At 35.6% G+C, this 12,623-nt stretch carries 13 protein-coding genes and 1 tRNA gene; 4 read left to right on the forward strand and 10 right to left on the reverse strand.

The window, feature by feature from the left end; translation table 11 throughout:
- Positions 1-63 precede the first annotated feature (63 nt).
- Positions 64-1,149, forward strand: a complete 1,086-nt coding sequence (gene aroC, locus EW15_RS01425; protein WP_038651060.1) for a chorismate synthase — start codon at positions 64-66, stop codon at positions 1,147-1,149.
- Positions 1,150-1,187: 38 nt separating this feature from the next.
- Here the strand turns inward: aroC and EW15_RS01430 are convergent, their stop codons facing one another.
- The 5 genes from EW15_RS01430 to coaBC form a co-directional block, all read right to left on the reverse strand.
- Positions 1,188-1,823, reverse strand: a complete 636-nt coding sequence (locus EW15_RS01430; RefSeq protein WP_038651063.1) for a bifunctional 4-hydroxy-2-oxoglutarate aldolase/2-dehydro-3-deoxy-phosphogluconate aldolase — start codon at positions 1,821-1,823, stop codon at positions 1,188-1,190.
- Between the two features lie 16 nt (positions 1,824-1,839).
- On the reverse strand, positions 1,840-3,690 hold the full coding sequence (ftsH, locus tag EW15_RS01435; protein ID WP_038651066.1) for an ATP-dependent zinc metalloprotease FtsH: 1,851 nt from the start codon (positions 3,688-3,690) through the stop codon (positions 1,840-1,842).
- A gap of 43 nt (positions 3,691-3,733) precedes the next feature.
- Positions 3,734-4,906, reverse strand: coding sequence for a sulfate adenylyltransferase (gene sat, locus EW15_RS01440; protein WP_038651069.1), 1,173 nt, complete (start codon positions 4,904-4,906; stop codon positions 3,734-3,736).
- A 129-nt stretch (positions 4,907-5,035) separates the two neighbouring features.
- Complete coding sequence (locus EW15_RS01445) at positions 5,036-5,839, reverse strand: photosystem II manganese-stabilizing polypeptide (RefSeq protein WP_038651072.1); 804 nt, start codon at positions 5,837-5,839, stop codon at positions 5,036-5,038.
- Between the two features lie 229 nt (positions 5,840-6,068).
- On the reverse strand, positions 6,069-7,325 hold the full coding sequence (coaBC, locus tag EW15_RS01450) for a bifunctional phosphopantothenoylcysteine decarboxylase/phosphopantothenate--cysteine ligase CoaBC (protein WP_038651075.1): 1,257 nt from the start codon (positions 7,323-7,325) through the stop codon (positions 6,069-6,071).
- Positions 7,326-7,546: 221 nt separating this feature from the next.
- Here coaBC and EW15_RS01455 point away from each other — a divergent pair, with 221 nt between their 5' ends.
- Positions 7,547-7,876, forward strand: a complete 330-nt coding sequence (locus EW15_RS01455; RefSeq protein WP_369793866.1) for a DUF565 domain-containing protein — start codon at positions 7,547-7,549, stop codon at positions 7,874-7,876.
- 6 nt (positions 7,877-7,882) lie between these two features.
- On the opposite strand, the gene EW15_RS01460 is transcribed toward EW15_RS01455, so the two are convergent.
- Both EW15_RS01460 and EW15_RS01465 read right to left on the reverse strand, forming a co-directional pair.
- Positions 7,883-8,902: an aspartate carbamoyltransferase catalytic subunit gene (locus EW15_RS01460; RefSeq protein ID WP_038651081.1), complete on the reverse strand. Its 1,020-nt coding sequence runs from the start codon at positions 8,900-8,902 to the stop codon at positions 7,883-7,885.
- Complete coding sequence (locus EW15_RS01465) at positions 8,899-9,468, reverse strand: DNA-3-methyladenine glycosylase (RefSeq protein ID WP_038651083.1); 570 nt, start codon at positions 9,466-9,468, stop codon at positions 8,899-8,901. The genes EW15_RS01460 and EW15_RS01465 overlap by 4 nt, the downstream gene beginning before the upstream one ends.
- Before the next feature lie 254 nt (positions 9,469-9,722).
- Between EW15_RS01465 and gatC the strand changes: the two genes are divergently transcribed.
- Positions 9,723-10,010: an Asp-tRNA(Asn)/Glu-tRNA(Gln) amidotransferase subunit GatC gene (gene gatC / locus EW15_RS01470; protein WP_038651086.1), complete on the forward strand. Its 288-nt coding sequence runs from the start codon at positions 9,723-9,725 to the stop codon at positions 10,008-10,010.
- Between the two features lie 12 nt (positions 10,011-10,022).
- Here the strand turns inward: gatC and crtR are convergent, their stop codons facing one another.
- The 3 genes from crtR to EW15_RS01485 form a co-directional block, all read right to left on the reverse strand.
- Positions 10,023-11,054 (reverse strand): beta-carotene hydroxylase, encoded by a 1,032-nt coding sequence (crtR, locus tag EW15_RS01475; protein WP_038651089.1) that lies wholly within the window; start codon positions 11,052-11,054, stop codon positions 10,023-10,025.
- Positions 11,055-11,103: 49 nt separating this feature from the next.
- Positions 11,104-11,186: transfer RNA gene (locus EW15_RS01480), tRNA-Leu, on the reverse strand.
- A 107-nt stretch (positions 11,187-11,293) separates the two neighbouring features.
- Positions 11,294-11,653 carry a hypothetical protein gene (locus EW15_RS01485; RefSeq protein WP_038651092.1) on the reverse strand — a complete coding sequence of 120 codons (360 nt, stop codon included), beginning with the start codon at positions 11,651-11,653 and terminating at the stop codon, positions 11,294-11,296.
- A 405-nt stretch (positions 11,654-12,058) separates the two neighbouring features.
- Here EW15_RS01485 and EW15_RS01490 point away from each other — a divergent pair, with 405 nt between their 5' ends.
- Positions 12,059-12,577 carry a hypothetical protein gene (locus tag EW15_RS01490; protein ID WP_038651094.1) on the forward strand — a complete coding sequence of 173 codons (519 nt, stop codon included), beginning with the start codon at positions 12,059-12,061 and terminating at the stop codon, positions 12,575-12,577.
- The last annotated feature ends 46 nt before the right edge of the window (positions 12,578-12,623 follow it).

The raw sequence follows: 12,623 nt of genomic DNA on the forward strand, positions 1-12,623 counted from the left end.
GCATTACTTCAATGGTTTATTTTTCAGCAAGTATTGATTAATATTTTGTAGATAGGTTTATTTATGGGAAGTAGTTTCGGAAAACTTTTTACTATTAGCACCTTTGGCGAATCTCACGGAGGAGGTGTTGGTGTAATTATTGATGGATGTCCTCCAAAGTTAGAGCTTGATATTAACGAAATACAAAATGATCTCAATAGAAGGAGGCCAGGACAAAGCAAAATAACTACTCCAAGAAACGAAAGTGATGAAGTTGAAATTCTTAGTGGTCTTTTAGGTAATAAAACCTTAGGAACACCAATTGCCATGGTTGTAAGAAATAAAGATCATCGTCCTAAGGACTATTCTGAAATTAAAAAAACTTTTAGACCATCTCACGCTGATGCTACATATCAGAAAAAATATGGAATTCAGGCTTCAAGTGGCGGCGGGCGAGCATCAGCAAGAGAAACGATAGGTAGAGTTGCCGCGGGTTCTGTTGCAAAACAGCTTCTCTCTAAGTCTGCTAATACGGAAATAATTGCTTGGGTTAAGAGAATTCATGATATTGAGGCTGAGATTCTTCCTAGTGAAGTTACTTTTGATCAGATTGAGAAAAATATTGTTCGATGTCCAAATCAATCAGTTGCAGATTTAATGATTCAAAGAGTGGAGGCTTTTGGTAAAGAAGGCGACTCCTGTGGAGGAGTAATAGAATGTATTGTTCGAAATCCGCCAGTAGGTCTTGGTATGCCTGTTTTTGATAAGTTAGAAGCTGATTTAGCAAAGGCATTAATGTCTTTGCCTGCCACTAAAGGTTTTGAAGTGGGATCAGGTTTCGGAGGTACTTATTTGAAAGGCAGCGAACATAATGATCCTTTTTTGCCATCCGATTCTGCTCAATTGAAGACTGCCACTAACAATTCAGGAGGAATTCAAGGAGGAATCAGTAATGGTGAGGATATAGTCCTGAGAGTTGGCTTTAAACCAACAGCAACTATTAGGAAAAGTCAAAAAACAATTGACGAGGATGGTAATGCAATAACTCTCAAGGCGACAGGAAGACATGATCCTTGTGTATTGCCAAGGGCAGTTCCAATGGTTGAAGCAATGGTTGCGCTAGTTTTAGCTGATCATCTACTTAGGCAAAAAGGTCAATGTTTTGCTTAATGTTTAAATAATTAATTATTGGTTTTTAGAATAAATTATCAATAATCTTTTAGCCATATCTCAAGATCTTTATCAGGTAATTGATTTCTTAATTCTCTACCGATAACTAATGCGTCATATCCACTTCGTAGTAATTTTTTTAAACTTTTACTTTTAATTCCACCTGCACCAATAAAAAAAGTATCCTTTTCTTTTAAGTATTTTAATTGATTTAAAAAGTTAGTTCCTAATTTTGAGGCAGGAAAGATTTTTATTATTTTATATCCTAGGTTGATTGATTCTTTGAAATTTTCAATATTGGATATCCCTGGAATAACTAATTGCTTATATTTAATGGCTTTGAGATGAATTTCTTTATTAAAGAATGGACTCATCGAATAATTAAGATCTAATGCGAGAATTGATTCTAAAGATTGCTTGGAAGAAATTGATGCAACACCTAAATTAATTGATTTGAATTTATTTTTTATTTCTAGTATTAAATTTACCCATTCTGGATTGGAATCCCACCCTATTTCAATATTTTTTATACCGAAATTAGAGAGTTTCTCAATTTTAAAAAATAAATCTTCTTTTTTTTGCGAGAGATTGAAAAAATTATGTTCGAGTCTAATTACAACTATAAGGGGCTGGGCACTCAGAGATTTTATTAAATTATTTTGCTTAACTTCCAAGAATTATATTTTTTTACTAAGCATACTCAGCAACTTTAACTTCATGTCGAATTAATAAATCCTGGAATTCTAAAGAATCAACAGTTTCAGTTTCCATAAGCATTGCTGTTAACTCTTCAAGCACTTGGCGATTTTCATTTAAAGCCTTTTTAGCTCTTTCATATGCAATTTCAACAAGAACTGAAACTTCTGAATCAATGGTTGCTGCTGTATCTTCAGAAAAATCTCTTTCTGCAGAGATGTCTCTACCAAGGAACATCCCACCTTGAGATCGTCCTAAGGCTACAGGCCCTAACTTGTCACTCATGCCAAATTTGGTAATCATTTGCCTCGCAACTGACGCCACTTGCTTTAGATCATTTGATGCTCCTGTGGTTACTTCATCTTCTCCATAGATGATTTCTTCTGCAACTCTTCCTCCAAGAGCAACAGCCATTTGATTTTGTAGGTAAGACCTTGAATAAAGCCCAGATTCCATTCTTTCTTCACTTGGTGTGAAAAAAGTTAATCCACCAGCGCCTCCTCTTGGAATGATTGAGATCTTTTGCACAGGGTCATAATCAGGCATTACAGCACCAACTACAGCATGGCCAGCTTCATGATAAGCAACTAACTTTTTACGCTTTTCACTAATGACGGAGTCTTTCTTCTCAGGACCTACCATTATTCTCTCGATTGCATCACTAACTTCATCGTTGCTGACTTCTGTTAATTCTCTTCTAGCAGCCAATATTGCAGCTTCATTTAATAGATTTGCTAAATCTGCCCCAGTAAAACCAGGGGTCCTTCTAGCTACTTGATCAAGGTCAACTGCCTTTGAAAGTGTTTTACTTTTTGCATGAACGTTCAGTATTTGTAATCTCCCTGAGTAATCAGGTCTATCTACAGTTACTTGCCTGTCAAATCTTCCTGGTCTCATAAGTGCTGAGTCGAGCACATCAGGTCTATTTGTAGCTGCAACAATAATTATTCCTGAATTTCCCTCGAATCCATCCATTTCGGTTAATAGTTGGTTTAGCGTCTGCTCTCTTTCGTCATTACCTCCTCCAAGTCCAGCTCCACGCTGACGACCAACAGCATCTATTTCATCAATAAAAACTATACAAGGAGCATTTTTCTTAGCTTGTTCAAAAAGGTCTCTTACTCTACTAGCACCAACTCCCACAAACATCTCTACAAACTCAGATCCAGATATGGAAAAGAAGGGAACTGAAGCCTCACCTGCAACTGCCTTTGCAAGCAAAGTTTTGCCTGTTCCAGGAGGTCCAACTAATAAAACACCCTTAGGAATTTTCGCCCCCACAGCTGTGAAACGATCAGGATTTTTTAAGAAATCAACTACTTCAGTAAGTTCAAGCTTTGCACCCTCAATTCCTGCGACATCTCCAAAAGTGACTTTTGTCTCAGGCTCCATTTGAAGTCTTGCTTTACTCTTTCCAAAATTCATTGCTGGATTTCCACCACCACCACCACTGCCTGCTCTTCTGAATAGAAAAAATAGACCTCCTAATAAAAGAATTGGGAAAATTAAGCTAGTAGCTGCTTGCTGTAAGGGATTGGCTTGAGTAGTTGGTTGTACAGCAATATCGACGTCATTATCAGTTAATAATTGAAGTAATTGTTGATCAGGAGCCAAATTAACAAAAGCTCTGTTTCCATCACTTTCAACAATTTGAGCAGTTCCTTTATCAGGAGAAATAAGAACTCTACTTATTTGCTTATCTTGAACAGCTTCTATGAAGTCACTATATCTAAGTGTTCTAGATGCTTTTGTAGGGCTTGGCTTATCGAAAAAAGCACTTCCAACAAAAATAACAACTACAACAATTAGTACATAAAGACCAATGTTTCTCCAGCGTTTGTTCAATGTTCTTTCATATCTATCTTGAGTTTAATAGGAATAGGTCCAACTATGCGGCTCTTAGTACATCAACTACGCTTTTAAATGCAAACCATTCAGGAATTTCTTCTCCACTTCTGAGCATTTTCCTGAATTGAGTGCCGCTCAATTTTTTTATATGTAATCCTTTTTCTTTAGCATAATCGGCGGTTACATAGCCTTCCTCCTCTGTAAATACAAGATTTAGAGATGGAACTGTTTGCATTTCTAATTCTTCGCAGCACTCGTTTGCAAAATTTTGAGCATCATATGGACCATAAAAATCTTCACCATTGAGAGATGACTTACATCCAGCCATATCCCTCCCAATAATAAAATGTGTACATCCATAATTCCTTCTGATAATCATGTGCTGCAAAGCCTCTCTTGGACCAGCCATGTGCATCGAATAAGGAAGATATGACCACCTAATTTTTGGATTATTAACTTCAGAGGCAAGTTTTTCATAGGTTTGAAATCTTACTGATCCAGGGATGTCATCTTCTTGAGTTGGTCCACAAGTTGGGTGAACAAGAACAACACCTTTTTTACTGACATTATTTGCTTCTAAGGCTCTTGTGAAAAGCTCATAATGGGCTCTATGAATTGGATTTCTGCACTGGAATGCGACTACATCTTCTCCAGGGGGGAGGTTCTCTCTTACTTGAGCAGGAGTTTGGCAAGTAAAAACTCTTTTAGGTAATTCTAGACCTTTTATTGAGCCCCCTAAATAATATTTTTTCCTCTCCATAGATATCATTCTTACTGCTGGATGCTCCAAAGAAGTTGTTCCGTAGCAAAATTGGGCTTCAATAACTCTGTCAGGAGTCCATTTTTCTTGTACTTCTAAAACTGCCAGTTCTTGATCTTTGTAATTGAGTAAAACTGAATCTCCTGGATTTATATCTTCTCTATCTGTATCCATCACAATTGGCAAACCAAAAAGCAAACCTGATTCGAGTCGATTTTTTTTAACAACTGAGTTGTAATTTTTCTCACTCATGAACCCATTCAAAGGAGAAAAAGCACCTATTAAAAGAAGTTCAATATCACAAGCATTTCTATCAGAACAATTTAAATTTTTATAAGAATTTTTGTTTAACTCTTTTTTTTCGTCATCAGATGCCATCAGGTTTATAAGTTCTCCACCATACGGTTTGATTAAACCTGCAAGATTTTTATTAGAACTTTGCTTGCTAGTCATTTTCTCTTGAAGTAACCGGAAAATTCTCCCAGATCAAGGGCCCATATTTAAGAAATTGTTTTCATTAAAGTCAGGCCAAAAAAAAAGAGGGTTTTAACCCCCTTTTTTATTGATTAAGATGATTATTTTTTAGGCTTTGCGACCATAAAAGATACCCTTGATTTTGATATCAACAGGATCTTTGGATCCAAGGTCATTGTCTGAAGGTTGGATAGCAACAAATTGGCCACCAAATTCATCAGTGTCTGCATCGACACTATCGACAGTAAGTGTTATTTCACCTTTACCGCCAAGATCATCTTTAACATTTTCTCTTGCAAGATCTTCATCATCACCACCACGAGCAATGAGAGCTTGAGCATATTCAACGCCGGTTGATTTAGCACGACTCTTTGGATCAAGAAAGTCTGCAGATCTATAACTTGGAGTTGTTGTTGGACCTGAAAATTCAGCTCCTGGTTCAATTGATTTTCCTTTTTTGGATTCAGCAACCATCTCTTTAACAGAGAAAGCAAAAGGAAATTCTTCTCCATTTGGAGCTAGAACAGTGATTAGAGAGAAGTCAATACCACCTTTTTCAGTGAATTTCCCTCCAGAAAGATCTCCATAAACTTCATCAAGACTTGTATTGAAGCGAGGACTGATGATTTTTGCTATTGCAAAATCAGATTTATTTCGCTTGTTACCTGGAAGTTTTACTGAAACTTCTGTTGGCTGAAGGCATAAACTTTTAAATTGACCATCAGCATTTATAGAACCCGATGAACCCGCTGGTAAAACAGTGCAAGCATCAGCTTGGCCAGTATTAACAACGTTGCCAAAACGAGCATTACCTTGCTCGCGCCCTTTTAAAGCTGCAGATGCGCTTGATGGGAGAGTTGTAAAGGTGAGACAAAAAGCCAGCATCAAAGCCAGCAGAGGACGAAATCGCATGAGAGGGCTAGATGACTGCGGTCGAAACCGCCCAATTAATTCAGTTGGGATATTACAGGTGTCAAATACTTCTTTTCACAAGCATTTGACAGCTCTATACAACCCGTAGCTTTTGGTTTGATCATTTTACTACCCCAATTTCATCCAAAACCCTTTTATAGCAATCTTTTTTGGCGTTCAGACTCTGATTTTAGAAAAAAAACAAATTCGAACAATATCAGTAAATTTTCTATTTTAAATTTCTAATTTCATCTAAAAGTTGATGAGATATTGCAAGTTTTGTCGAGAATGATAAGTTTTTGACCATTTTTTTGGGACCCAACAAAAAACCACTGTTAAAGTTTTCATCAAATCCTTGCCCAGCTCTGTCAATGGGATTGGCCATGAGCAGGTCACAACCTTTTAAAACCCTCTTATTTTCTCCCTTTTCAATAATTTCATTATCACTTCCTGTCTCAGCTGCAAAACCTAGGAAAATTTGATTTTCTAATTTTTTTCTCGTTTGACTTTTGATTAGGTCTGATGTCATTTCTAAATCATCAAAAATGGACTTTAAAAAAGATTCTTTAGAGATTTTTTGTTCACTGGGACTATTTTTTTTGAAATCTGATACTGCTGCAGCCATAACAATGACCTGAGCAGATGGTTGTAAATCATCGATTTTTTCTCCCATTTCATTTGCGCTCTTAACTGGATAAGTATTCAGTCCCTCAAGAAGATCTTTTTGAACGCTTACTGGGCCATGAACTAAATCAACCTCTGCACCTCTTAACTTTGCGGCTTGAGCTATGAAAACTCCCATCTTTCCACTGCTTCGATTCGTCAATTGTCTTGCTGCATCTAGAGCTTCGACGGTGGGTCCGGCTGATATGAGAAACCTTATGTCTTTTAAATCTTTAGTGAGTAATTTATTTTCTGAGTGGAAAATAAATGCACTTTCAGATGCCAATTCAATAATATCTAAATTGACCATTTTCCCATCACCTACTCTGTCGCAAGCTAAAACTCCTTCACTGGGTTCGAGGGTAATAACTTGGTCAATATTTTTAACGTAATTCCAGTTCTTTTTTACTGATTGATGTTCCCACATTGAAGTGTTCATAGCAGCAGCCATAATTATTTGAGATTGACTAGCTAAAAGAATGCTTGCTAAAAGTCCGTCAGCACTTCCACTAGTAAATCTGGATAAGGATGTGGCGCTCATGGGCGCCACAATAATTAGTTCTGCCCATTCAGCTAAAGCAATGTGCAACGGCTTGGCTTGAGAGTCAGCCCATTGATCTTTATCTTGGTAACATTTATTTCTACTTAGAGTAGATAAAGATAAAGGACTAACTAAATTAGCGGCGCTTTGAGTTATTACGCATTTGACTTCTGCACCAGCTTTAATTAGGCGGCTAACTAAAATAGGTGCTTTAACAGCTGCGATACTCCCTGTAACAGCAACTAATATTTTTTTTTCAGATAAAGAAGTCGAATTAATCATGATATTTTGATTTTATATCAAATAGACCTTGAAAGATATTTTTCGAATTTTAAATAAGCTGAATTTTTCATGTTAAAGGAAATTATTATTTTTATCTCTTGGATAAAAATAATTTTTTTTTGCTTTATTAGATCTTTCATTTATTATATTTATGTTAAAGAGTTAAGTAATGAAAAAAAATCTAAGGTAATTTTTTTATCTTTTCTCTAATGGCTCCAATAATGCAGAAAACATTTTTATATAAATCATCTACAAAAACTATTCAAAGGCTAGCAAATTGGGCTGCAAATCCTTGGAGAAGGTATTCATTGTTAGCAATAATTTTTTTAATAGGCTTTTTAGTAGGTAGCTCTCTAGGTATGATTAATGGTGTACTGGCTTTGATGGATCCTGTTGGAGCATTTATTGCATTAATATTTTTGGAGTTACTAATTCAAGCTAGATTTGTATTTTTAAAGTCTAATAAACCAATAATACTCGTTAGGGTTTTTGATATGTTCAGAATAGGGTTAGCGTATGGACTTTTTTCGGAAGGTTTAAAACTATTATAAATATAATTAATTATTTTTATTTAACCCTAGTAAATACAATAAAGCCATTCTTGTTGGAATACCATTTTCTACTTGTTTACTTATAAGATTTATTGAATTATCTTCAACTAATCGACTGCTTATTTCTATTCCTCTATTAACTGGTCCAGGATGAAGAACAGGAACCTTTTTTTTACACCATTTTAAAATTTCATGTGTTATGCCATATTGTGCATAATAACTATCAAGATCTGTAATCATATCTTGTTTCATTCTCTCTTTCTGCAATCGAAGTGTCATAACTGCATCACTATTTTTTAATGCATCTTTTATCGATCTTTTTATGAAAACAGAACCTCTCTTCTTAATGGGATCAAATTTTTGCCCAGGCGGAGGATTGGTAACAAAATCAATGAATTCCTCTGGAAGAAGGCTTGGAGGTCCACATAGTGTTACCTCTGCTCCACATGCAGTTAGAGCCCAAAGGTTTGATCTGGCAACTCTAGAATGAAGAATATCTCCAACTATTGTGATTTTTTTATTTAAGAGACTATGAGTTGATGGTTTGTTTGGATTAAAGAAAGTAGCAAGTGTAAATAGATCCAAAAGACCTTGACTTGGATGACTATGAAATCCATCACCTGCATTGAGAATTGATGTATTGATGTTATTTATGTCTACATAATTAGCTAACTCTGCGGGCACATTTGTTGACTCATGCCTAATTACTAATATATCGGCCCCCATTGAGATGTATGTGAGCATAGTGTCCAAAGGAGTCTCTCCTTTGCTTAGAGAACTTGCAGATAGAGAAAAATTCTGAACATCAGCAGATAGTCTTTTTGCTGCAAGTTCGAAGCTAGTTCTTGTTCTTGTACTTGGCTCGAAAAATAAGTTGGCGATTAATCTTCCTTGAAGCGCGGGAAGTTTTTTAGCACTTGATTTATGGACATCTTTAAATCTTGTTGTTAGTTCTAAAACTGTGTTGTAATCCTCCAAAGAAAACGTAGATAGATCAAGAACGTGATTATGTTTCCAATTATTCATATTCCCTCAAATGTGGATGGTAGCCAACACTTGTTTTTAGGTGGAATTCGATCACCTCTAACCCTTTTGCTAACACTTCTACTACTTTTAAGGTACCAACGCCAAGGTATATCTTTAGCTTGCGAAATGCCAATTCTTGTGGTCTGAACAATACTTCCCATTCTTGTTAGATTTTCTCCCTCTGTTAACCAATAATCATTTGCAGGTGACAAGGGTAAATTGTTAAAATTCCTATTTAATCCAAATCTTTTTGCCAATAACCCTGGCCCAGAGGCAATTCTCTCATTTTCTCCTTTTATTGCTATTGATCGAAGAAGTACACCATTTGCCCAGTTTTTCTTCCCAGTAACGATATTTACACAACTATTAATTCCATAAGAAAGGTATATATAAAAGTTACCCGGTTCACCAAAAAGGGTTTCGTTTCTTTGAGTTCTCCCTGAGAATCCATGGCATGAAGCTTCTTCTTGAGAATAAGCCTCCGTTTCAACAATTACGCCAGTAAGGAGGCTGTTTTTTGATAAGCGCCTAATTAAAAAACAGCCAATTAAGTTCGGTGCGACCAAATGAGATGGCCTTGAAAAGAATTCTTTTGTAAGAAGTGAGATTTGCTTATTATTTCTTTCTAATCAATATTACTTATTAAATAACAGATTTTTTTATCTTGCTGATTAATCTACCAACACTTAAAATTTTTAAAAGGCATTCAAATGGCAAAATGGTACATGAACATATTTGTCTAAACGAAAGCACTAGGATCTTTTTTTAATCAGGTAGCCATCTCATTATCTAAAGACCTTAAAAATTTTCTAACATAGCCATGACTAAAATTTCTTCATCTGATGTTCGTAAGGTTGCAAAGTTGGCTCGTTTAGAACTTCCAGAAGATCAAATAGATACCTATACAGAGCAACTCGAAGAAATACTTTCTTATGTTGATCAACTGCAAGAAATAGATACTGAAAATATTGCTCCAACTACTAGAGCTGTAGAGGTAGTTAATGCAATGAGGGATGATTTAGTTGAAGTTAATTGCTCAAGAGAAGATCTTCTTAATCAAGCACCTCATAGGGAAGGTGATTTTTTTAGAGTTCCTAAAATACTTTAAATTCAGGAATTATCATTTACTTTCTGTTCTGATTCTAGTTTTATGAATCAATTTTATATATTTTCTCCTCCAATTGTTTTTCGGTAATATTCTTGCTATTGGTCTCATTTTACTTCTTGTTTCTTTATGGCTTCTGATTCCAAGTAAAACATCATAAAGAAAATTTAGACCATCTTTTTTAGTTTCAAAAATTCCCATTCTTTGAGGTGAACCTTTTTGATCTAAAAGTGGTTTTGTGGCTTCGTAAGCTGGTTTATATTCAAACCATGGAATAGAGGGCCATAAATGATGAACTAAATGATAATTTTGTCCCATTATGAGTAAGTTCATTAATTTACTTGGATAAACTCTTGCGTTTTTCCATCTATTTCTAGATTGAAAAGGTCTATGCGGTAGATAATCAAAAAATATTCCTAAAGTGACTCCAACCATTAATGCTGGTCCGAACCATAAATTATAAATAACATTCATGAAATTGTATTTAATTCCGGCAATGACTATGCAAATAAATATTCCTCTTTCAATTCCCCATTGCATTAGTTCAAACTTTCTCCAAAGTTTTCGCTCAAAGAAAAAATATTCATGATAGAAAAATCTTGGAGCAATTAACCAAATAGGGCCAAAGGTGCTAACTATGTGATCTGGATCGTTTTTTGGGTCGTTAACGTATTTGTGATGCTCTAGATGAACTCTTGTGAAAACTGGGAAACTAAAACCTAGTAATATTGCTGACCCATGCCCCATAAATTGATTGATCCATTTATTTGGATGGGCAGCATTGTGGCAGGCGTCATGAATAACAGTGCCTTCCATATGTAGAGCCAAAAAAGCTAATGCAACTAAAATTGGTAACGGCCAGTTCCCCTGATACCACTGCCAAACACTAACTATTGCAAGAAAATATCCACCAAAGAAAAGACCTAAAGTTACGTTTAAAGGCTTTGGCGGATCAAGATATTCTTGGATCTCATTTTGCCAGTCGCGCAATGACTTCAGTTTTTTCGTTGCCTTATTTTTGTCAGACCTCGATAAGCACTGGGTCATTGCTTGATGTGATTGAAATTAATTGAGCTTTTATAGCTTAATTAAAAAATGCCCACCGGGAGACTTGAACTCCCACGACATAAAGCCACTGGTACCTAAAACCAGCGCGTCTACCAATTCCGCCAGGTGGGCTGGTGGATCTGAACGATCATAATCCAGCGCGGAGCAAAATTGTAGTACTGGAAACCTAGTAAATTCTTTAAAATCTTGATTAGTGGACGCGCTGGAACTTGATTTATTCAGTAAATTTCCTTTTGTTCTTGCTCATATTCCTCTTGTTCTTTTGATTTTATTTCTTCAATAACTTTGTCTATACCTTGAAGCTCATCGTAAAACTTACCTTTAAGAACTTCTTCTCTGGTTTTGTTGTCAATTAGATTTTTATTATTGATTGGTTTTTGTGAGCGCTTATATCCAAGTGCTAAAAAGTAACTTATAAGTGAATCTGCATAATCTTCCCAAGGGGCCTCAACCCATCCTCTGACCACAGAGTGACTTTTTTCGGTTCTATACCATTCGGCAATCTGTTCAATTATTCCCTCATTTTCAAAGTCAGTTTGAAGGATTTGCAATGATCTACTAAGCAAAAATCTGGCCAAGGTTGTCTCCGATGCTCCAATCCTTGAGCCAACCCCTTCGAATCCAAGAAAATTTATAGTTTCTGTTTTTTGTACCCACGGAGTTAAACGTGCTAGCTGTGCGCTAGCAATAAGGTCTAGCCTTATTCCTAGCTTGGCTTGTTTCGAATAGTGTCTTACTGAAACATAAAACCAGCGCGTCTACCAATTCCGCCAGGTGGGCCAAGGGTTTTCACCGATTGTATATTAATTCTAGCAGCTCGTTGATGGCTATTTAAAGACTATTTTTGATTCGTGATCGTAAAAAGATTAATGTAATTTTTATATTTGTATATGAGACATTTGAAATTCTGGTTTTATGAAGCATGATTTTTAGTTGTTCAATAAGCCTTCATCACTACAAAACAAACTCATATTGAGAAAAATATGGTTATTTCTATTTCTGGATACTTGTTTCTTTTTGTTGGGCTTTTGATATTGGCTTTACCTTTAATGCTTGTGGAATTAAGTAGGCCAAGAGATTGGTTGATGGGAGGACTTTTTTTATTTTTAGGATTATTTCTGTTAGTGGAGAATGATCTTTTGAGAGGCTCAATAAATTTACTTGTTATTTCTATGGCAATTTTGTATGGAAAAATGATTTTAGAAATTATCCAAACTAGGTGGAATCAATTAGACTCTGAAGAAAAAAAGCGAGTTGGATCTTTTCAGAGGTGGTTTGAATCTTTTAGACAGCTCGGTCAAAGTTTTGCTTTACTTGCAGGTGGCTTTTTTAATTTTTTTAAAGGCTTCACTACTAAATCTGAAAAACCGTTAAAAGAAAAAAAATGGGTTCATCCAGAATTGAAAGAAGAAGTCAAGAAGAAAGTAGTTGAAAGATCTGATTCAATTGATTCCAATAAGATCGGAAATCAAGAATTCGCTGAAAATGAAGAAACTTCTTGATAAGGTTAAAAGACCTCAGGTAAACATGATTACTGATGAATATTTT

The organism is Prochlorococcus sp. MIT 0801, assembly GCF_000757865.1.
Lineage (GTDB): Bacteria > Cyanobacteriota > Cyanobacteriia > PCC-6307 > Cyanobiaceae > Prochlorococcus_B.